We start from the raw sequence: 21,208 nt of genomic DNA, 5'->3' as shown, positions 1-21,208 counted from the left end.
ATGCTACGCCGATGCGCGCGGCCGTCAAGCGCCGCGTGCGCTTGCCGATGGCGCGTCGGGCACGCTGCGCGCCGCGGCGACGGCGCGTGTCCGCACCGGCATGCGACGCTGCGCCGCAGCGCGCGCGGTACGCACGATCGCGCTAGCCTTCCGATCCCCGAACAGGAGCGCGCGACCATGGCCCATCGCAGCCGTCTTGGCGGATTCATCATCGATTGTCAGGACACCGACGCCGACACCGGCGCGCGCTTCTGGAGCGCCGCGCTCGGCTACCCCGCCGCGTCGAGCTATTCCGAACTCGGCGCCGAATATGCGGAATTGCAGGGCACGCCGGCCGGACTGCATGTGGAAGTGCAGCGCGTCGACCATCCTTCGCGCGTGCACCTGGACATCGAGAGCGACGACATCGAAGCCGAGGTCGCGCGCCTGGAACGCCTGGGCGCGCGCCGCATCGGCTTCGTCAAGCGCTGGTGGGTGATGGAAGCGCCGACCGGGCACCGCTTCTGCGTAGGTCAAGATGAGCGATCCCGACGCCGGCGCGCCGCCCAACATCTGGGACTGACGCGCGGCGCGACGCTGCCCATCGGCGTGGCGGCATCGCGCATGCGGGCGCTGCATGGCGTGCGCGGCACGCGTACACGCGCCTGCGTTGCGCTGTTTGCGTTGCGCCGCCTGCATCGCCTGCATCGCCTGCACGAGAGCCCATGCGCCTCGAAACCGGGTGCGGCGGCGCGATCGCGCTTCGCTGGCCAGCGTGCAGCCGCGGCGCAGGGTTCGCTGCGAAACGCGCACACCATCGCTGGCCCGTGCCGACCCGCGCATGCATCATGGGCGTTCGCGTTTTCCGCTGCCATCCAGGAGACGTTCCGATGCCGCCATTCTCGCCCCTTGCCCGCGCACGCGCCGCGGCGCTCGCCTTCGCGCTGCCCCTGCTCGCCGTCCTCGCCGCGCCGCTGGCCGGCGCGGCGCCTGCGCCGGCACCGCTCAAGGTGATGAGCTTCAACGTGCGCGTCCCGGTGGACCAGGACGGCGACAAGCGCTGGGAGATACGCCGCGGCGCGATGGCCGAACTGATCCGCGCGCAGCGCCCGGACGTGTTCGGCACCCAGGAACTGGTCAAGCGGCAGGCCGACTATCTGGCCGCGCAACTGCCCGACTACCGCTGGTTCGGCCGCAGCCGCGATGGCAGCGAGGACGGCGAGCGCATGGGCATCTTCTACGACAGCCGCCGGCTGAAGCTGCTGGAATCGGGCGATTTCTGGCTGTCGGACACGCCGGCGGTGGTCGGCAGCATCAGCTGGGGCCACCCGCTGCCGCGGATGGCGAACTGGGGCCTGTTCGAGCGCGTCGCCGACGGACGCCGCTTCTACCTGTTCGACACCCACCTGCCCTACCGCGACGAGGACGAAACCGCACGCGCCAAGGGCGCCGCGCTGATCCTGGCGCGCGTGCAGGCGCTGCCCGCCGGCGTACCGGTGGTGCTCACCGGCGACTTCAACACGGTGGCCGATTCGCCGACCTATCGCACGCTCGCCGCCGGCCTGGCCGACGCGCGCGCGCAGGCGCCGCAGCCGCAGGGGCCGGAAGCGACCTTCCACAATTTCAGCGGCCGTCCCGACCGGCGCATCGACTGGATCCTGTCGCGCGGGCTGCGCGCCACCGGTTTCGCCACGCTGGACGCGCGGCCGCAGGGCCATTGGCCGTCGGACCACTTCCCGGTGATCGCCGAGTTCGCCTGGCCGCAGTGAATCGCGCCGCCTTCGGCAGCCGGCATCATCCCGCGCCGTCCGCCGCGCCGCCGTCGGCGTGCGCGCACAGCCAGTCGAGCAGCTGACCCACCGCCGGCGCCGGTGCCGGCGCCGCCCGCCACACGATCGATAGCTGCCGCGGCGCCCACGGCTCGTGCAAGGGCACCGCGACCAGCCGGTCGCGCACGCTGACCCGCGCCAGCGCGGCCTGCGGCAGGATCGCCACGCCCGCGCCGCGCGCCAGCATCCGGCACAGCGGTTCGATGCCGTGCACATGGGCGCGGATGCGCAGTTGGCCGCCAGCGCGCGCGGCCTGCGCATGCAGGTGCCGCTGCAGCGCGCTGTCGTCGGCCAGGCCGAGGAACTCGGTGTGCCACAGCTGCGCCAGTCGCAGGTGCGGCGCCTGCGCCAACGGATGCGTGATCGCGGCCACCAGCGCCAGCCGGTCGTGCCGGAACGGCTGCGCGTGCAGGCCGGCCAGGTCGGCATGGTCGGCGATCACCGCCAGGTCGGCGCGCTCCTCGCGCACCGCGTCGGCGGCGGCGGCGCTGCCCTGCTCGCGCAGGGCCAGGTCGATGCGCGGGTGCGCCACCAGGAAGTCGGCCAGCAGCTCCGGCAGCCATTCGTACACCGCCGCGGTATTGGCCAGCAGGCGCACGGTGGCCTGGCTGCCGCCGGCGTACTCGCCCAGTTCGGCGCGCATCGCCTCGGCCTGGCGCAGCAACTGCCGCGCATGCCGCAGCAATGCGGTACCGGCCGCGGTCGGGGTCACGCCGCGGCGGCCGCGCTCGAACAGCGCGGTCCCGGCCTGCAGTTCCAGCGCGCGGATGCGCGCGCTGGCCGCGGCCAGCGACAGCGCCGCGCGTCCGGCGCCGGCGGTGATGCTGCCGGCGTCGGCCACCGCGGCGAACAGCCGCAAGTCGATGAAATCCAGGTGCATGGCCGCTCCAGCCTTCGTCGTTGCCGAAGTCTGCCTGAAGCGATCGCGCATTGTCCGACGGGCGGCGACGGCCGATGCTGAAGGCATGGATACGCTTGCCCTGCATCTGCTGCCGATCGCCGCCGTGTTCTGCCTGGCCGGCTTCGTCAAGGGCGTGGCCGGCACCGGGCTGCCGACGGTGGCGATGGGCCTGCTCGGGCTGTGGCTGACGCCGCCCGAAGCCGCCGCGCTGCTGGCGCTGCCGTCGCTGCTGACCAACCTGCAGCAGGCCTGGGGCGCCGGCACGGCGGCGCTGCTGCGGCGGCTGTGGCCGCTGCTGGCGATGATCGTCGCCGGCACCTGGCTCAGCGCCGGCATCCTCGCCGGCGCCGACCCGGCGCTCGCCCGTGCCGGACTAGGCGCGATGCTGGCGGTGTACGCGCTGCTCGGCCTGAGCCGATGGCAGGGGCATCTGCCCGCCCGGCACGAGCCCTGGGCCGGACCGGCCAGCGGACTGGCGACCGGACTGCTGACCGGCGCCACCGGCGTGTTCGTGCTGCCGGTCCTGCCCTATCTGGTCGCGCTGGGCCTGCCGCGCGAGGCGCTGATGCGCGCGCTGGGCTGCTGCTTCGGCACCGCCACCCTGGCGCTGGCCGCGGCCCTGGCCTGGCATGGCGCCTTCGCCGGCGGCGCGCTCGGCCCCTCGTTGCTGGCGCTGCTGCCGACCGTGGCCGGGATGTGGCTCGGTACGCGCCTGCGCCAGCGGATCTCCGCCGACGCGTTCCGCCGCGTGTTCTTCCTGACCTTGCTGGCGCTGGGCCTGCATCAGCTGTGGCAGGCGCTGGGCTAGACACCTCGATCGAGCCGATGTCGCTTGTCGAAGTGCCGCTGCCTTGGGTCGTTGGTCGCGGCGGGCGTTCTCGGGAAAGCGCGTCGCGGCTGAAGTCGCTCCCACAAGGGCCGGCCAGCGCGGCTGCGCCGCGATGTTTCGGTTTCAGCCGATAAGGGAGCGAATGCGGGGAAGGATGCGGCGGCGGCGGCTCGGGTCGCGGCTGAAGCCGCTCCTACAGTGCACCCAGCGGGCGCGTCGCACATCCCTGTAGGAGCGGCTTCAGCCGCGACGAACGAAGCAGCGGACTTCCAAACTCCGGTCGCTTGTCGGGACGGGGCCCTCCTACAGTGCACTCGGCCACACATCATCGCTCGGCACAGCTGGATGCAACGCACGCGGCTGCACGTGGCGCGCGCACGCCTCCCTACACTCACTCCCACATGGACACGCGCGACGAAAAGCGAAAACGAAAAACGCGCCACCGCTAAGCGATGGCGCGTCTGTTTTCGCGCGGCGGCGGACGCTGGGCTCAGTCGGCCCAGCGCCCCGGGCCGGTGGACTGCGGCAGCACCTGCGCCGACAGCGGGCGGTCCTTCTCCAGCAGGTTCAACGCATCGGCCAGGATCGCCGCCGACTCGCGCAGCAGCGGGTCCGGGCGCTTGTCGACCAGCTTCTCGCGCGCGGCATCCTTGACGATGTCGCGCTCGTTGCCGGTCAGCCCGTCGTCGCTGCTGTCGTCGGCCAGCGGATCCAGCGGCAGGCCCAGCTGCTTGCGCATCTCCTGGCGCTGCTTGCGCTGCACGTCCTGCTTCTCGCGTTCGGCGCGGCGCTCGGCCTCGTTGAGCGACACGTACTTCTTCGCCGCCTCGGTGCGGAACTGCTGCACGTCCTCTTCCCACCACTGGAATTCCTTGTCGCTGGCGATGCGGCCGGCATGCAGCGCCTCCAGCTTCGGCAGCAGCGGGGCGAAGTTGCCGTACTGGGTATGCGGCACCGCGGCGATGCGGGTCCACGGCAATGCGTTGTCGTAGGTGCTCTCGCCGAACTCGGTGGCGTCGACGCTCGCCGGGAACGCGATGTCCGGCACCACGCCCTTGTGCTGGGTGCTGCTGCCGCTGACGCGGAAGAACTGGGCGATGGTCAGCTTGACCTGGCCGAAACGGTCGGTCTCGTTGGCCGGCCAGCGGTCCAGGTCGACGATGTTCTGCACCGTGCCCTTGCCGAAGCTGGTCTCGCCGATGACCAGGCCGCGGCCGTAGTCCTGGATCGCGCCGGCGAAGATCTCCGACGCCGACGCCGAGCCGCGGCTGATCAGCACCGCCAGCGGGCCGTCCCAGGCCACGCTCGGGTTCTGGTCGCCGTTGACGGTGACGCGTCCGCCGGACTCGCGCACCTGCACCACCGGACCCTGCTCGATGAACAGGCCGGTCAGTTCGATCGCCTCGTCCAGCGAGCCGCCGCCGTTGCTGCGCAGGTCCAGCACCACGCCATCGACCTTGTCCTGCTTGAAGCCGGTCAGCAGCTTGGCGACGTCGCGGGTGGCCGAGGCGTAGTCGGTGGCGTTGCGGCGCCGGCCTTCGAAATCCTGGTAGAACGCCGGCAGCTTGATCACGCCGACGCGGCGCTCGGGCGCGCCATCCTTGGCCGGCAGGGTGATGGTCTCGCCCTTGGCGGCCTGCTCGGCCAGCCGCACCTTCTGCCGGGTCAGCATCACCTGGCGGTGCTTGCCGTCCACGCCGGCCTCGGCGGGGATGTATTCCAGCCGCACCTGGGTGTCCTTGTCGCCGCGGATCTTGGCCACGACGTCGTCGATGCGCCAGCCGATCACGTCCTCGACCGGACCCGACTTGCCCTGGCCGACGCCGACGATGCGGTCGCCCGCCTTCAGCGTGCCGTCCACCGCGGCCGGGCCGCCGGCGATGACCTCGCGGATCACCACCATGTCGTCCTGCTTCTGCAGCTGCGCGCCGATGCCCTCCAGCGACAGCGACATCTGCTGGTTGAAATTCTCGGCGGTGCGCGGGGTGAAGTAGTCGGTGTGCGGATCGACGGTGTTGGTATAGGCGTTGAGGAAGAACTGGAACACGTCCTCGCTCTTGAGCTCCTTCACCGAGTCGGCGAGGTTGGCGTAGCGCTTGTCCAGGGTCTTGCGGATCTCCTCGGGCTTCTTGCCGGCCAGCTTGAGCCGCAGCCAGTCGTTCATCACCGACTTGCGCCACAGCGCGTCCAGTTCCTGGCCGTCCTTCGGCCACGGCACGTCCTTGCGGTCGTACTCGAACTTCTCGTTGCCGTTGAAATCGAAGTCCTGCTTCAGCAGCTTGCGCGCATAGTCGATGCGCTCGTCCACGCGCTGCCGGTACACGGCGAACACCTGGAACGCCGGCTCCAGCTCGCCGGCGGCGATCTCCTTGCCCAGGTTGGCCTGGAACACCGAGAACTTGTCCACGTCGGCCTGGGTGAAGAACTGCTTGCTGCCGTCCAGGCTTTCCAGATAGCGCTTGAACACCTCCTTCGACGTCGCCTCGTCCAGCGCGCGCGGCCGGTAGGCGTAGCGGCTGTCCGACAGCAGGCCGTACACCAGCTTGGCGGTGGTCGACTGGTCGGCGGTGGACGCGGCCGGCAGCGCCGGGGCGTCGGCGCGCGCCAGCAACGCCAAGGGCGCGGTCAGCGCGAACGCCAGCAGGAAGGCAGAGACTTTGGATTTCATCTACGTACTCTCGGCACCGGGGCCGTCAGGGGGGACTGCAGTTCGCTTAGGACAACGCGACAGTGCCGCAAGTTGCAGGCCCTGTCACCTGTCGCCGAACCAGACTAGCGGCCGCCTCGTAGCGAATTGTGAATGGCAGCGGTGCGGACGCGGGCGCGGCGCCAACGAACGGACGGCGTGCCGCCCGGGCGGCGGCCGCAGCCGGGCTCGGCGGTGCTCGGAGAGTACGCGCGCCAGCGGCGCGCGGTTCAGGCGGCGATGCCGGCGCCGGCGGCCTGGCGGTCGGCGTGGTACGAGGAACGCACCATCGGGCCGGAGGCGACGTGGCTGAAGCCCAGCGAATAGCCGTATTCCTCCAGCGCCTTGTATTCCTCCGGCGTCCAGTAGCGCATCACCGGGTGATGGTGCGCGGTCGGCTGCAGGTACTGGCCGATGGTGATCATGTCCACGTCGTGCGCGCGCAGGTCGCGCAGCGTGGCCTGCACCTGCTCCATCGTCTCGCCCAGGCCGAGCATGATCCCGGACTTGGTGGCGATGGCCGGATGCTGCGCCTTGAACTTCTTCAGCAGGGTCAGCGACCACTGGTAGTCGGCGCCGGGGCGCACGTTCGGGTACAGGTCCGGCACCGTCTCGATGTTGTGGTTGAACACGTCCGGCGGGCTGCTGGCGAGGATCTCCAGCGCGCGGTCCATGCGGCCCTTGCCGCGGAAGTCCGGGGTCAGGATCTCGATGCGCGTGGCCGGGGCCTTGGCGCGGATCGCGCCGATGCAGTCGGCGAAGTGCTGGGCGCCGCCGTCGCGCAGGTCGTCGCGGTCGACGCTGGTCACCACCACGTAGCGCAGGCCCATGTCGGCCACGGTCTGCGCCAGGCTGGCCGGCTCGCCGGCATCGGGCGGCTTGGGCCGGCCGTGGGCGACGTCGCAGAACGAGCAGCGGCGGGTGCAGACCTCGCCCAGGATCATGAAGGTGGCGGTGCCGTGGCTGAAGCACTCGTGGATGTTCGGGCAGCTGGCTTCCTCGCAGACCGTGACCAGGCGGTTCTCGCGCAGCTTGGCCTTGAGGTTCTGCACCGCGTTGCCGGACGGGATCCGCACCCGGATCCACGACGGCTTGCGCAGCACCGGCGCGTCGGCGAACTGCACCGGCGAGCGCGCGATCTTGTCGCCGCCGAGCTGCTTGGCCCCGGCCTGCAGCGGCGCCGGCGCGCTGTCGGCGGAGAGGACCTGCAAGGGGATGGTGCGTGCGGTGGGCTGGGTCATGGCGTCGTCGGCGGGCGGCGGTCAGGCCGCGTGCGAAAAGTCGGGCAGGTCGGGGCTCGGCTGCAGGGTCAGCCCGAACTGGCGGGCCAGCTGTTCCAGCAGCGCCGCTTGCACGGCCTGCATGCCGGAAGGGCCGCCCAAGTCTAGCACCGAGGTCACCTGCAGGCCCTGGTAGCCGCAGGGATTGATCCGGCGGAACGGCTCCAGGTCCATCGCCACGTTGAACGACAGGCCGTGGAAGGTGCAGCCGCGGCGCACGCGGATGCCGAGCGCGGCGACCTTGGCCGCGCCGACATAGACCCCGGGCGCGCCGTCGCGGCGCTGGCCGAGGATGTTCCATTCCTCCAGCGTGTCGATGATCGCCTGCTCGATCCGGCACACGTAGTCGCGCACGCCGATCTTCAGCCGGCGCAGGTCCAGCAGCGGGTACACCACCAGCTGGCCGGGGCCGTGGTAGGTGACCTGGCCGCCACGGTCCACGTGCAGCACCGGGATCCCGCCGGGCGCCAGCACGTGCTCGGGCTTGCCGGCCTGGCCGAGGGTGAACACCGGCTCGTGCTCGACCACCCACAGCTCGTCGGCGCTGGATTCGTCGCGCGCGTCGGTGAAGCGCTGCATCGCGCGCCACACCGGTTCGTAGGGCTGGCGGCCGAGCGCGCGCACGCGGCACGGCGGCACTGCCGCCGCGGCGGCGGCCGGCGCGGCATCGGCGTGACAGGTGCCTACAGCGTCCACTTCACTTCCGGGTGCTCGCGCAGCGCCTGGTGCGCGGCGTCGTACTGGGCGCGGTCGGCGGCGCGGAACGCGATCCGCACCGACACGTACTTGCCGTTGGACGAGTGCTTCCAGCTGATGCGCTCTTCCATCACGTCCACGCCGGCCAGGGCGAGCAGGCGCGGCAGTTCGGTCTCCAGCCCGGTGTTGGCCGCGCCCATCGCGCTGAGCTCGAAGACGCCGGGGAACTGGAAGCCGTGTTCGGGGTTGTCGGAGGTGATATCCATCGCGCCATTATTGGGCCAGCGGCCGGCAAACCCAAGCGGGCGGCGCAGCCGCAACGGTGGGGCCCGGCCGTGCGCCGGCCGATGCCGCAGCAAGGGGTGCCGGCCGGACCGCGACTTGCGCCGGCCAGCGCAACGGTGCGGTGCGGCGGTGCCGCTATCGGCCCCCGGCCGACTTGCTACCCTTGGCGGGCGACGGCTCAGCCGATGTTCACGAGACGCGTGCAGCGCGCAAGCTAGCGTCGCCCGATCCTGCTGCTCTTCCTCCCCTCACCCATGGACGTCCTATGCCGTCATCGCGCCTGTGTTATGCCCTCGCCGCTGCGCTCGCCGCCGCCTCCGCCGCACCGCTGCAGGCCGCCGCGGCAGAGCGCTGCACCGACAGCTCGCTCAACGACACGCCGCCGACGGTGAACTTCCGCGTCGACAACGACCTGTTCGGCGGCGCCAACCAGGACCAGGGCTATACCAACGGCTTCGGGCTGACCCTGGTCTCGCCCAACCTGGTGGACTACACCAGCGATCCCTGCCTGCCGCGGCTGGCGCGCGCGGTCAACCGCTACCTGGAACGGCTGCATCCGGGCGAGTTCGAGCAGCAGAACATGGTCTTCAGCATCGGCCAGGCCATCTTCACCCCGACCGACCACACCCGCCGCGACCTGATCGAGGACGACCGGCCGTACGCCGGCGTGCTGGCGATCAGCTTCGGCTACAACGCGCGCAACCACGACCGCCTGCGCACCACCCAGCTGCAGCTGGGCATCGTCGGCCCGTCGGCGCAGGGCGAGCAGGTGCAGGACGCGGTGCACGAGGTGCTGGACGACGAGAAGTTCCGCGGCTGGGACAACCAGTTGCACGACGAGCCGGTGTTCCGCCTGATACACGAGCGGATGCGGCGCTGGCCGGCCGACGCGGCGGCCAACGCCGACGGCTGGGGCTGGGATGCGATCAGCCATTGGGGCGGCGCGATCGGCACCATCTCCACCCACGCCAACGCCGGCGCCGAGGTGCGCTTCGGCTGGAAGCTGCCCGACGACTTCGGCAGCACGCCGCTGCGCCCGGCCGGCGAGAACACCGCGCCGCCGCGCTACGGCCTGGGCCGCGGCTGGTCCAGCCACCTGTTCATCACCAGCGACGCACGCTGGGTGCTGCGCGACATCACCCTGGACGGCAACACCTTCCGCAGCAGCCACAGCGTGGACAAGCGCCCGTTCGTCGGCGAGGCCGGCTTCGGCCTGGCGGTGATGCGCGGCAACTGGAAGTTCGCCCTGGCGCGCTACTGGAGAACCCGCGAGTTCGACGGGCAGAAGCAGACGCCGGTGTTCGGCAGCTTCACGATCAGCCGGAGGCTTTGAAGCCGGACTCGGGACTCGGGACTCGGGACTCGGGACTCGGGACTCGGGACTCGGGACTCGGGACTCGGGACTCGGGACTCGGGACGGCAGGATGATGTCCCGGGGCAAATCGATGTCAAGCGATGTGACGCAAAAAGGGCCGCTTTTTTTCAAAAAAGCGACCCTTTTTTGTGGCTCCGGCGCAACCGCTTTCTGTAGGAGGGGCTTCAGCCCCGACGCCTTACCGATAGAGCGTCGGGGCTGAAGCCCCTCCTACAGAACAGCAAAAACGCCAGAACTTGCGAAATCTTCAGTCCCCAGTCCCCAGTCCCGAGTCCCGAGTCCCGAGTCCCGAGTCCCGAGTCCCGAAAAAAAGCCGGCTTTCGCCGGCTTTTTTTACTCCTTTTCCCACCACATCCAGAAGCTGTCCCACAGCCGCTTGAAGAAGCCGGCTTCCTCGACCGCCTTCAGCGCCACCAGCGGCGCCTGCGCGACCACCTTGCCGTCCAGCGACACCTTCACCGTGCCGATCGCCTGGCCCTGCTTGATCGGCGCCTCCAGCGTCTTGGGCACGTCGATCGACGGCTTGAGCTCGTTGTAGCGCCCGCGCGGCACGCCGACCAGCAGCGGTTGCGCCACGCCCAGCAGCACTTCCTTCTCGGTGCCCTTCCACACGCGCTGCTGCGAGACCTGCTTGCCCGGCTCGTACAGGCGGTGGGTCTCGTAGAAGCGGAAGCCCCAGTTCAACAGCGCCAGGCTGTCGTCGGCGCGCTGCTTCTCCGAGCTGCCGCCCATCAGCACCGCGATCAGGCGCTGGTCGCCGCGCTGCGCGGAGCTGAGCAGGCAGTAGCCGGCCTGTGAGGTGTGGCCGGTCTTGATGCCGTCCACGCTCGGGTCGCGCCACAGCAGCAGGTTGCGGTTCGGCTGGGTGATCTCGCCGACCTTGAATTCCTTGATCTTGTTGTAGGCGTAGGTTTCCGGGTAGTCGCGCACCATCGCCCGGCCCAGCAGCGCCAGGTCGTAGGCGGTGGTGTAGTGGCCTTCGGCCGGCAGGCCGTGGGCGTTGACGAAGTGCGAGCCGGTCATGCCGATCTTGGCGGCGTAGTTGTTCATCAGCGCCGCGAACGCCTCTTCGCTGCCGGCGGTGTGCTCGGCCAGGGCGATCGCCGCGTCGTTGCCGGACTGCACCGCCATGCCCTTTTCCATGTCCTCCAGGCGCGCGGTCTGGTTGACCGCGAAACCGCTGTAGCTGCCGTCGGTGCCGGCGCCGCCCTCGCGCCAGGCGCGCTCGCTGAGCATCACCTGGTCGTCGCGCTTGATCTTGCCCAGCTTCAGCTCGGCCGCCACCACATAGGAGGTCATCACCTTGGTGATGCTGGCCGGGGCCACGCGCTCGTGTTCGTTCTCGCCGGCGAGCACCTGGCCGGTGGCGTAGTCCATCAGCACCCAGGACTTGGACATCGACGGCTTGGGCGCAGGCGGGATCGCCACGGCGGCGGGAGCGGCGGCGGCCGGGGGCGCGGCCACCGGGCCGGGCGTCTGCGCGGAAACCAGGCCGAAGGCGAAGGTAGCCACGGCGGCGGCGGCAAAGCGGAATTTCATCGGGACACGACTCCTGGCAGGCCCGAAGGGCCGGTGATAAACGGGCATTGTAGGACCAGCCGCCGCTGTCGCAGCCGCGTGTCGTCGGTGCGCGAAGCCGGCGTTAAGCCGTCAGTCCTTGACGATCTGCGGCCGCCCGAACCCCAGGCTGGCGATGCGGCTGGCCAGTTCGGTGGCGCTGCCATGGTCGTTGGCGGCCACGCGCAGCCGCCACAGCGTGCGCCCGCCGGAGACGATGTCGCTGACGCTGGCGCCGCCGATGCCGGCCGAGGCCAGCTGCGACAGCGCGCGGTTGGCGTTCTCGCGGCTGGCGAAGCTGGCCACCTGCAGCAGGATGCCGAGCGTGCTGCGCGACGCCGAACCGCCGTCGGCGGTGGCGCGCGCCGTCGCCGGCGCGGCAGCGGGCGCGGACGCGACCGCCGTCGGCACCGGTGCCGGGGCGGAGGATGCGGATGCCGCGGCCGGCGCCGCAGTGGACGCGACGCGCCGCGACGCGCGCGCCGACGCATTGGCCGGCACCGGCGCGGCCTCGACCTTGGCTGGCTTGCCGGTGGCCACGCGCACGCCGCGCGACTTCATCCAGTCGTCGAAATGGTCGGCGTTGGCCGCGGTGTCGGCGTCGGCCTGGACCCGGTAGCGCCAGCGCTCGCCTTCCGGCAACGCCGCGGCCGCGGCCGCCGCACCGGCCGCGCTCGGCGCCGCGACCGGCCTGGCCGCGCTCGCGCTGGCCACCGGCGTGGCGCGCTTGGCCGGCAGCGCCTTGACCAGCTTGTCCATGTCCGACGCATCGCGCGCGGCGGCCGCGCTGCCGCTGCCCACGCTGGCGACCGTGCGGCCGGCGGCGACCGCCTTGCCGGCGCGGCGCGAGGCCAGCAGGTCGCCGTTGTCGGCCGGGGTCAGCCCGCGCACCTCGACGTTGCCGGTGCCCCTGCCGGTGATGCCCAGCTTGACCGCCGCCGCATAGCTCAGGTCGATCACCCGGCCGTCGTGGAACGGGCCGCGGTCGTTGACCCGCACCACCACCGATTCGCCGTTGTCCAGGTTGGTGACCAGCGCGAAGCTGGGCAGCGGCAAGGTCTTGTGCGCGGCGGTGAAGGCGTACATGTCGTAGACCTCGCGGTTGGAGGTCAGGCGGCCGTGGAACTTGTTGCCGTAGTACGACGCGGTGCCGCGCTCGACATAGCCATGGGCGTCGTCGAGCACCTTGTACTGGCGGCCGAGCACCGTGTACGGCGAGCGGTTGCCGACCGGCGATGGCGCCTCGTGGGTGACCAGCGGCTCGGGGATGCAGGCGACGTTGGGCACGTGGTCCGGCGTGGTGTCGCTGACCCCGGGCGCGTACAGGCCGCCGGCGGTGTAGTTGCCGCGCTTGGACGGGTCCTCCTTGGCCGGCGCGTACGGCGACGTCGACGGGCAGCCGGTGGCCACGTGCGCCGGGCCGCGGCCCTGCACCTTGACCCCGGGCGCGGCGGACGCGCCGGGGGCCGAGGCGGTCTTCTTCGGGGCGCTGCTGCAGGCGGCCAGCGCCAGCAACGCCACGACGGGAACGATCCGGATCAGCGCGTTGGATTTCATGCCGGGGGTAACTCCTTGCCGGCGATGGCCTGGGACAGCTGGTACACGGCCATCGCGTACATCTTGGACAGGTTGTAGCGGGTGATCGCGTAGTAGTTCTGGAAGCCCAGCCAGTACTGCTTGCCGTCGCTGCCGTCGAGCGTGATCGGGGTGGCGGTGGCGCCGGCCGGCACCGGGCCGGTGGCCTGATAGCCGCGCGCGGCCAGGTCCTCGAGCGTGTAGACAGGGGTCCAGTCGGTGGGGTTGAATTCCTCGGCGCCGGCGCGCAGCGTGGCCGGCGCGACCACCTGCCCGTCGCGGACCCAGCCGCCCTTCTTGACGAAATAGTTGGCGATCGACGAGAACACGTCGTCGTAGTCGGTGAACAGGTTGCGCCTGCCGTCGCCGTCGCCGTCCACCGCGAACTGGCGGTAGCTGGACGGCATGAACTGGCCCATGCCCATCGCCCCGGCATAGCTGCCGATCAGCGTGGTGACATCGAGCTGCTCTTCCTTGCCCAGCGCGAACAGCTGGCCCAGTTCGTCGCGGAAGAACAGCTCGCGGCGCACCTCGCGCTCGAGCTTGGCCGGATCGCCGCTGCGCGGATAGCGGAACGCCAGCGTGTACAGCGCATCCAGCACGCGATAGCTGCCGGCGTTCTTGCCGTAGCTGGTCTCCACGCCGATGATCGCCACCACGATCTCGGCCGGCACGCCGGTGCGCGCCTGCACCCGCATCAGTTCGTCGCGGTGGGTGGCCAGGAACGCGCGGCCGCCGTCGATCCGCGCCTGGCTGATGAACATCGGCCGGTACATGTTCCACGGCTTGACCCGCTCGGCCGGGCGCGACATCGCCGCGACGATCGCGTCCTTGAACTGCGCCTGCGCCAGCGTCGCCTCGATCCGTGCCGGGTCCAGCCCGTACTTGGCGGCGGTGTCGCGGACGAAGTTGGCGCGCGCGATCTCGAACGGCACCGGGGTCAGGTCGACCGGCGGCGCCGGCACCGCCTCGGGTGCGGCCTCGGCCGGCGCGGCCGCGCGCGGCGGTTGCGCGACCGGCAGCGCGGTGGCCTGCGGCGGCGACGGCGGGGCCTTGGGCTGGGTCGCACAGGCGACCAGGCCAAGGGTGAACAGACAGATCAGCGTGCGTCGAATCATCCTGGGAGGTTAACAGAGTCCAGATGAATTTCTACCAATAACGCCATGAAACAAAAGAACTTTGGCTGGCGTCAAGGGCGTCCGCAGCATTCCCCGCCCGGCGCACTGGCAAACCGGCAGGCGCGACGGGCCGAGACCGGCCACGCCGCGACCGCCGACGCCGGACGCGAAAGCCGCCGGTGGTTGCCCACCAGCGGCCCGGGCTCCCCGCTGCGGCATCGCTCAGAACGGCGCGTCGATGTCCACCACGTCGATCAGCTTGTGGTTGACGAACTCCTTGATGCCCAGCCCGATCAGTTCGCGGCCGTAGCCGGAACGGCGCACGCCGCCGAACGGCAGGTCGGCCTTGACCATGGTCGGATGGTTGACGAACACCATGCCGGTGGAAATCCGCCTGGCCACCGCCACGCCGCGCGCGGTGTCGGCGGTGAACACCGAGCCGCCCAGCCCGAACGGCGAGTCGTTGGCGATGCGCACCGCGTCGTCTTCGTCCTCGGCGCGGAAGATCATCGACACCGGGCCGAAGAACTCCTGGTGGTAGGCGGGATTGTCGGGGGCCACGTCGGTCAGGATGGTCGGTTGCACGAAGGCGCCCTGGGTCGGCACCGGCGGCCCGACCTCGGTGGCGGTGGCGCCGCGCGCGACCGCCGCGGCGATCTGCAGCTTGATCTCGTCCGCCGCGCCCTGCGAGGACAGCGGCGCCAGCGTGGTCGCCGGATCCATCGGATCGCCGGCCTTGAGCGCGGCCACGCCCTCGCTGTAGCGGCGCAGGAACTGCGCGTACAACTCCTTTGCCACGATCATGCGCTTGGACGACACGCACACCTGGCCGCCGTTCCAGTGGCGGCCGAACACCGCCCACTTCACCGTCTTGTCCAGTTCCGCATCGGCCAGCACCACGAACGCGTCGGCGCCGCCCAGTTCCATGGTCGATTTCTTCAGCGCCCTGGCCGCCTGCGCGGCGACGATGGCGCCGGCGCCTTCCGAGCCGGTCAGCGCCACGCCGTGCACGCGCGGATCGTTGAGGATCGTCTCCACCTGCGAGCGGGTCGCGTAGAGGTTGGCGAACGCGCCGGCCGGCAGGCCCGCCTCGGCCATCAGCGCCTGGAACCTGGCCGCGCACTGCGGCACGTTGGAGGCGTGCTTGAGCAACACCGTGTTGCCGGCCGACAGCTGCGGGGCGATGATCCGCGCGATCTGGTAGTACGGGAAGTTCCACGGCTCGATCGCCAGCAGCACGCCCAGCGGATCGTGCACCACCATCGCCTCGCCCTCGGCCGGATCGGCCACCGGCAGCGATTCCGGCGCCAGCAGGCGCTCGGCGTTGACCGCGTAGTACTCGAAGATGTCGGCCGACAGGATCACCTCGGCCTCGGCCTCGCCGATCAGCTTGCCCATTTCCAGGGTCAGCAGCTGGGCATAGCCGCGCACGTCGGCGCGCAGCAGTTGCGCCGCCGCGTGCATGACCTTGGCGCGCTCGGCGAAGGAAGCCTGCTTCCACTGCTGGAAGGCGGCATCGGCGGCGCCGATCGCGGCGAGCACCGCCTCGTCGGTCGCCTCGGGGAAGCTGGCGAGCAGTTCGCCGGTATAGGGATTGCGGGTCGCATAAGCCATGGTCGTGTCCTCGTGGATGTCGGGAAACGCCGGCGCATCGCACCGGCGCGGATCGGATCGGATCGGTCAGCCGGCCAGTTCCTTGACTGCCTGCACCATGCGGTTGAGCACCGCCGCGGCGTCGCCGTAGACCATGTCGCAGTTGTCGCCGTAGAACAGCAGGTTCTCCACGCCGGCGTAGCCCTTGCCCTGGCCGCGCTTGATCACGTAGACCTGGTGCGCCTGGTCGGCGTTGAGGATCGGCATGCCGTAGATCGGCGAGGCCTTGTCGGTGCGCGCGGCCGGGTTGACCACGTCGTTGGCGCCGATCACCAGCGCCACGTCGGTACTGGCGAAGCTGTCGTTGATGTCTTCCATGTCGAAGATCAGGTCGTAGGGCACGCCGGCTTCGGCGAGCAGCACGTTCATGTGCCCGGGCATGCGCCCGGCGACCGGGTGGATGGCGAACTTCACGTCCACGTCGGCGGCCTGCAGCAGCTTGACCAGTTCGTACAGCCGCGCCTGCGCCTGGGCTACCGCCAGGCCGTAGCCGGGCACGATGATCACGCTGGAGGCGTAGCGCATCGCCACCGCCGCATCGCCGGCATCGACCGCGGTCATGCGGCCCTGCACGTCACCCTGGGCGACCACGGCGCCGTCGCCGAAATTGCTGAACAGCACGTTGGCCAGCGAACGGTTCATCGCCTTGGCCATCAGCACGGTCAGCAGCGTGCCGGCCGAGCCGACCACCATGCCGGCGATCATCAGCGCCGGGTTCTGCAGCGCGAAGCCTTCCAGGCCCACCGCCAGGCCGGTGAAGGCGTTGTACAGCGAGATCACCACCGGCATGTCGGCGCCGCCGATCGGCAGCGTCATCAGCACGCCGAAGCCGAGCGCGGCGACGAAGAACGCCAGCGCCGCCCAACCACCGCCCCACTGCGCGACCACCAGCGTGCCGAGCACCAGCGCGGCGACGAACACGCTCGCGTTGAAGACGCTCTGGCCCTTGAAGCGCCAGGCGCTGTTGATACGGCCATCGAGCTTGGCCCAGGCGATCACCGAACCGGACAGCGAGATCGATCCGATCAATGCGCCGAGCACGGTCACCGCCAGGTGCAGGCCGCCGTGCTGCGGCTGCCGCGAGGTCAGCGCGACCGCCGCCACCGCGGCCGCGGCGCCGCCGCCCATGCCGTTGTACAGCGCCACCATCTGCGGCATCGCGGTCACCGCGACCTTGCGCCCGCTGCGCCAGGCCCAGGCGCCGCCGAGCGCCAGCGCCAGCAGCGCCAGGGCGAGATTGGTCAGCGCATGCGGCTGCGCGCCCGGCTGCAGATCGGCGAGATAGCCGAACGCGGCGGCGACCGCGACCAGCATGCCGATGCCGGCCAGCACGATGCCGCGCAGCGCGGTCACCGGCGAGGACATGCGCTTGAGGCCGAGAATGAACAACAAGGCGGCGGCAAACCCGCTGATTTCCACCAGTAGCTGCAACATGGCGCTAGTCCTTCGTGGCGGCGGGCGGGGCGGCGGGCTTGGCGCTGGGCTTGAACATCGCCAGCATGCGGTCGGTGACCACGTAGCCGCCGGCGGCGTTGCCGGCGCCGAGCAGCACGCCGACGAAGCCGATCGCCTGGCCGGCGACGCTGTCGGCGTTGAACAGCGCGTGCATCGCGCCGACCACGACGATGCCGTGGATGAAGTTGGAACCGGACATCAGCGGCGTGTGCAGGATCGACGGCACCTTGCCGATCACTTCGTAGCCGGTGAACGCGGCCAGCATGAACACGTACAACGCGATCATCCAGCTCATCGACAGATCGAGGCTCATCGCTCAGGACTCCTTGGCGGCGGGTGCAGGCGGGACGGCCTGCGGCGTGGGATGGCAGAGACGGCCGTCGCGGGTCAGCAAGGTGCCGGCCACGACCTCGTCGTCGAAGTCCGGCGCCAGCGCGCCGTCGCGCACCAGCAGCTCGAGCAGGTTCAGCAGGTTCTTCGCGTACAGCTCGCTGGCGTGCTGGGCCAGCGCCGAGGGCACGTTGAACGGCGCGACGATGGTCACCGGCCCCACCTCGACGGTTTGCCCGGGCACGCTGCCCTCGCAATTGCCGCCGCTGTCGGCGGCCAGGTCCACGATCACCGCGCCGGGCTTCATGCCCTCTATCTGCACGCGGTCGATCAGGATCGGCGCGGTGCGCCCAGGCACGTTGGCGGTGGTGACGATCATGTCGGCCTGCTGGATGTGCTGGGTCAGCACCGCGGCGGCCTTGGCCCGTTCCTCTGCAGTGAGTTCGCGCGCATAGCCGCCCTCGCCGCGCGCGTCGATGCCGGTGTCGACGAACCTGGCGCCGACCGATTGCGCCTGTTCGCGCGTCTCCGGGCGCACGTCGTAGCCTTCGGTGATGGCGCCGAGCCGGTGCGCGGTGGCCAACGCCTGCAGGCCGGCCACGCCCAGGCCCATCACCAGCACGCGCGCGGCGCGCAGCGAGCCGACCGCAGTGGTCATCATCGGCAGGATCCGCGGCAGGTGCACCGCGCCCAGCAGCGGCGCGTAGTAGCCGGCCAGCGCGGCCTGGCTGGACAGCACGTCCAGCGCCTGCGCGCGGCTGATCCGCGGCACGGTCTCCATCGCGAACGCGGTGATGCGGCGTTCGCACAGCAACTCCAGCAGTCCCGGCGCCTTGGCCGGGTACAGCATCGCGATCAGCACGCTCCCCGGGCGCATCGCCGCCAGCGTCTGCAGCGACGGCGCCTGCACCGCCAGCACCACGTCGGCGCCGGCGACCACGTCCTGCGCATCGTCGAGCACGGCGGCGCCGGCATAGGCCGCATCGCCGAAGCGCGATGCCGCGCCGGCGCCCGCCTGCAGGCGCAACTGCGCGCCCAGCTTGGCCAGCTTCGGCAGCACCGCCGGCACCATCGCCACGCGGCGCTCGCCGGCATGTGATTCCTTCAGTACCGCAACCGCGAATGCCATGAGTCGGCGCCTGTGTGGAGGGGACTCCACTGTGCGCAACCGCCACCTGGCGAGCATTGATCGGAATCAATCCAACCGATCGCATTGTGCGCGGGTACAGACATGGCCACGGCTGGCGATCGGCCCGGCAGCGGCGGCCGCCCGCGCCGAACGCTCGACTCGGCCCTTCCGTCAGCGCGCGGCGCCCGGCGGATGGGCGGCGCCGACCGCGGCGAGCGGGCTACCGGCGCCGCCGGCGCCGTCGAGCTGGCGCCAGCGATCGCGCACGATCGCCGCCAGCCCCGCCGGACGCTGGTCGAAGTGGTGGCCGCCGTGCAGCGCGACGACCCGCGCGCCGCTGCCGCGCAGTTGCGGGCACAGCGTGTCCTTTTCCTGGTCGCCGTACACGCACAGCAACCGCGATGGCGCGATGCGCGCGATTTCCGGCAGCACCGGTTCGGCATCGGCCGCATCGCCCAGGCTCAGCCAGTTGCGCACGCGGATCTGGAAATCGGCCTTGTGGTCGACGCCGAACAGCGCCAGCAGGCCCACCTGCGCGCGCTGCGCCGGCGGCAGCCGGTTGTACATGAACGGCATCGCGGTGGCGCCGAACGAGTAGCCGACCAGCAGGATCTTTCGCGGATGCCAGCGCCGCCGGTAGTCGTCGATGACCCGCCCCAGGTCGGCGCTGGCCTGCGCCGGCGGCTTGGCGCGCCAGAAGTAGCGCAGGCTGTCCCAGCCGACCACGGCGATGCCCTGCCGCTGCAGGGCCTCGGCCATGCCTTTGTCGATATCGCGCCAGCCGCCGTCGCCGGACAGCACGATCGCCAGCGGCGCGCCCGGCGCGCGCACCGGCAGTTCGGTCAGCGGCAGCTCGTCGAGCGCGCCGCCACGGGCCGGCGCGCGCAGATGCGCGGCCACGCGCGCGGCCAGCGCCGGGTTCGCGGCGCCGGCGGCCGGCACCGCCACGGTGTCGACGAAGCCCTGCGCCGGGCTGGCGCGCGCGCCGCCGGCGCAGGCCGCGGTCGGCGCGGGGGCGACGCCGACCGCGCCGTCCAGGGTCGCGGCCGGTGCGGCGCCGACGATGCGCGCGGCCACGGTCGCCGTGGCCCCGGTGCCGGCCAGCATGGGCAGGAAGTAGCGCTCGCCGTGCAGGTCGCGCTGCAGGCGCCGGCTCAATTGTTCGGCATCGTGCCAGGCACGGCCGCAGCCCGTGCCGGTGCGCTGCAGCTGCGCCAGGTAGCGGTCGCCATCGACCACCGCGACCACGGCGCCAGTCCCGGCGATGCGCGCGGCCGCATCCCGGCGCTGGGCCGGGGTGCCGGTGGCGAGCAGGATCACCACGCCCCGCGCCGGGACCGCCGGCTGCGCCAGGACCACGCGGCCGTAGCCGCCGCAATGCAGCGTGCCGGGAGGGAAGCAATAGCGGACCAGCGCATAGCCGCCCAGGCCCAGCGCGGCGCATGTCAGCAGCAGCGATCGCAGCAGTTTCATCAACGCATCCAGGTCGGCGCGGCCGAGCGGACAGGAACCACAGGGAGGACGGGGGGAAGGCGGGACTGCCGCGTACGGGCCGGTGCCCGTTTCGGCGATGCGCTGGCTTCCTTCGGTGGCGCGGCCGCCGACCTCCATGCCGCGGGCGGCTGGTCCGGAACGGGTCCTGCGCGCGGCGGTCCGGCGGGAACGGCGCCGCGGCGTGGCATCGGCGCGAATTGTGGGCAGCGCCGACACACGCCGCAATCGTTCGCCATCCCGGCGCGTGCCTGCGGTTAAGCCAACGCGTAGCGCCGCAATCCGAGGACGCGGCCAGCGCTGCGGCCTGCCGTGTTGGCGCCGCACCGGCGCGCCCTGGGCCCTTCGGCGCGCCCATCACCAGGTCCAGCACGGCGCGTGGCTTGACCCTGTCGAAGTGCACGTCGCGCCCGTGCGCGAACGGCCGGCAGGGGCCTGGTTATCGCAAGCGTCAGTAGCCGTGCACCGGGCGGTGCGCCTTCACCGCCATCACCAGTCCCAGTCCGGCCAGCAGCGAGACCGCCGAGGTGCCACCGTAGCTCATCAACGGCATCGGCACGCCGACCACCGGCAGCAGTCCGGAGATCATGCCGCCGTTGACCAGCACGTAGACGAAGAACGCCAGCCCGGTGGCGCCGGCCAGCAGCCGCGAATAGGTGTCGCGGGCCTGCGCGGCGATCCACAGGCAGCGCCCGATCACCACCAGGTACAGCGCCAGCACCGTGGCCACGCCGATCCAGCCGAACTCCTCGCTGAGCACCGAGAACGCGAAGTCGGTGGTCTGCTCGGGAATGAAGTTCAGGTGCGACTGCGAGCCCAGGCCCCAGCCCTTGCCCTGCAGGCCGCCGGAACCGATCGCGATCTTCGACTGGATGATGTTCCAGCCCGCGCCCAGCGCGTCGCTTTCCGGGTTGAGGAACATCATGATGCGGTCCTTCTGGTACTGCCGCAGCATCCAGAACCAGGCCACCGGCGCCGCCGCGCCGATCGCGAAGCGCACGCCCTGCGCCATCACCAGATGGTTGCCGCCGGTGCTCAAG

At 71.1% G+C, this 21,208-nt stretch carries 17 protein-coding genes and 2 pseudogenes; 4 read left to right on the top strand and 15 right to left on the bottom strand.

Annotation, left to right across the window (positions count from 1 at the left end):
• Positions 1-177: 177 nt before the first annotated feature.
• Positions 178-562: pseudogene (locus JR065_RS20575) on the top strand (VOC family protein).
• A 307-nt stretch (positions 563-869) separates the two neighbouring features.
• On the top strand, positions 870-1,748 hold the full coding sequence (locus JR065_RS20570; RefSeq protein WP_206236352.1) for an endonuclease/exonuclease/phosphatase family protein: 879 nt from the start codon (positions 870-872) through the stop codon (positions 1,746-1,748).
• A gap of 25 nt (positions 1,749-1,773) precedes the next feature.
• On the opposite strand, the gene JR065_RS20565 is transcribed toward JR065_RS20570, so the two are convergent.
• Positions 1,774-2,688: a LysR substrate-binding domain-containing protein gene (locus JR065_RS20565; RefSeq protein ID WP_206236351.1), complete on the bottom strand. Its 915-nt coding sequence runs from the start codon at positions 2,686-2,688 to the stop codon at positions 1,774-1,776.
• 85 nt (positions 2,689-2,773) lie between these two features.
• Between JR065_RS20565 and JR065_RS20560 the strand changes: the two genes are divergently transcribed.
• Positions 2,774-3,517 (top strand): sulfite exporter TauE/SafE family protein, encoded by a 744-nt coding sequence (locus tag JR065_RS20560; RefSeq protein WP_206236350.1) that lies wholly within the window; start codon positions 2,774-2,776, stop codon positions 3,515-3,517.
• A 511-nt stretch (positions 3,518-4,028) separates the two neighbouring features.
• Here JR065_RS20560 and JR065_RS20555 read toward each other — a convergent pair.
• From JR065_RS20555 to JR065_RS20540, 4 genes are all read right to left on the bottom strand, one after another.
• Positions 4,029-6,206 carry a carboxy terminal-processing peptidase gene (locus tag JR065_RS20555; RefSeq protein WP_206236349.1) on the bottom strand — a complete coding sequence of 726 codons (2,178 nt, stop codon included), beginning with the start codon at positions 6,204-6,206 and terminating at the stop codon, positions 4,029-4,031.
• A gap of 248 nt (positions 6,207-6,454) precedes the next feature.
• Positions 6,455-7,465: a lipoyl synthase gene (gene lipA, locus JR065_RS20550; RefSeq protein ID WP_206236348.1), complete on the bottom strand. Its 1,011-nt coding sequence runs from the start codon at positions 7,463-7,465 to the stop codon at positions 6,455-6,457.
• Positions 7,466-7,486: 21 nt separating this feature from the next.
• On the bottom strand, positions 7,487-8,143 hold the full coding sequence (gene lipB / locus JR065_RS20545) for a lipoyl(octanoyl) transferase LipB (protein WP_206236357.1): 657 nt from the start codon (positions 8,141-8,143) through the stop codon (positions 7,487-7,489).
• A gap of 44 nt (positions 8,144-8,187) precedes the next feature.
• Positions 8,188-8,466, bottom strand: a complete 279-nt coding sequence (locus tag JR065_RS20540; RefSeq protein WP_206236347.1) for a DUF493 family protein — start codon at positions 8,464-8,466, stop codon at positions 8,188-8,190.
• 284 nt (positions 8,467-8,750) lie between these two features.
• On the opposite strand from JR065_RS20540, the gene JR065_RS20535 reads away from it, so the two are divergent.
• Positions 8,751-9,818 carry a lipid A deacylase LpxR family protein gene (locus JR065_RS20535; RefSeq protein ID WP_206236346.1) on the top strand — a complete coding sequence of 356 codons (1,068 nt, stop codon included), beginning with the start codon at positions 8,751-8,753 and terminating at the stop codon, positions 9,816-9,818.
• A 375-nt stretch (positions 9,819-10,193) separates the two neighbouring features.
• Here JR065_RS20535 and JR065_RS20530 read toward each other — a convergent pair whose 3' ends face one another.
• From JR065_RS20530 to JR065_RS20485, 10 genes and pseudogenes are all read right to left on the bottom strand, one after another.
• Positions 10,194-11,399 (bottom strand): D-alanyl-D-alanine carboxypeptidase family protein, encoded by a 1,206-nt coding sequence (locus JR065_RS20530; protein WP_206236345.1) that lies wholly within the window; start codon positions 11,397-11,399, stop codon positions 10,194-10,196.
• A 111-nt stretch (positions 11,400-11,510) separates the two neighbouring features.
• Positions 11,511-12,974, bottom strand: coding sequence for a septal ring lytic transglycosylase RlpA family protein (locus tag JR065_RS20525; protein ID WP_206236344.1), 1,464 nt, complete (start codon positions 12,972-12,974; stop codon positions 11,511-11,513).
• On the bottom strand, positions 12,971-14,110 hold the full coding sequence (gene mltB, locus JR065_RS20520) for a lytic murein transglycosylase B (protein WP_206236343.1): 1,140 nt from the start codon (positions 14,108-14,110) through the stop codon (positions 12,971-12,973). Before mltB ends, JR065_RS20525 begins: the two co-directional genes overlap by 4 nt.
• Positions 14,111-14,332: 222 nt before the next feature.
• Positions 14,333-15,724, bottom strand: a complete 1,392-nt coding sequence (locus JR065_RS20515) for an NAD-dependent succinate-semialdehyde dehydrogenase (RefSeq protein WP_206236342.1) — start codon at positions 15,722-15,724, stop codon at positions 14,333-14,335.
• A 66-nt stretch (positions 15,725-15,790) separates the two neighbouring features.
• Positions 15,791-17,197, bottom strand: coding sequence for an NAD(P)(+) transhydrogenase (Re/Si-specific) subunit beta (locus JR065_RS20510; RefSeq protein ID WP_206236341.1), 1,407 nt, complete (start codon positions 17,195-17,197; stop codon positions 15,791-15,793).
• A gap of 4 nt (positions 17,198-17,201) precedes the next feature.
• The gene (locus JR065_RS20505) at positions 17,202-17,531 is read right to left on the bottom strand and encodes an NAD(P) transhydrogenase subunit alpha (RefSeq protein ID WP_206236340.1); all 330 of its coding nucleotides are present in this window, start codon (positions 17,529-17,531) and stop codon (positions 17,202-17,204) included.
• Positions 17,532-17,534: 3 nt separating this feature from the next.
• Entirely contained in the window at positions 17,535-18,677 is a 1,143-nt protein-coding gene (locus JR065_RS20500; protein WP_206236339.1) for an NAD(P) transhydrogenase subunit alpha, read from the bottom strand.
• A 171-nt stretch (positions 18,678-18,848) separates the two neighbouring features.
• Entirely contained in the window at positions 18,849-20,150 is a 1,302-nt protein-coding gene (locus tag JR065_RS20495; RefSeq protein WP_206236338.1) for a virulence factor family protein, read from the bottom strand.
• Positions 20,151-20,511: 361 nt separating this feature from the next.
• Positions 20,512-20,577 (bottom strand): annotated as a pseudogene (locus JR065_RS20490) (hypothetical protein); the annotation flags it as partial.
• Between the two features lie 42 nt (positions 20,578-20,619).
• Positions 20,620-21,208, bottom strand: a 589-nt coding sequence (locus JR065_RS20485) for an FtsW/RodA/SpoVE family cell cycle protein (protein WP_206236337.1), incomplete at its 5' end; no start/stop codon positions are given.

Origin of the sequence: Xanthomonas sp., from assembly GCF_017163755.1 — a bacterium.
Classification (GTDB): Bacteria; Pseudomonadota; Gammaproteobacteria; order Xanthomonadales; family Xanthomonadaceae; genus Xanthomonas_A.
The sequence above is the reverse complement of the archived record's forward strand: the minus strand, read 5'-3'. Positions and strand labels throughout refer to the sequence as shown.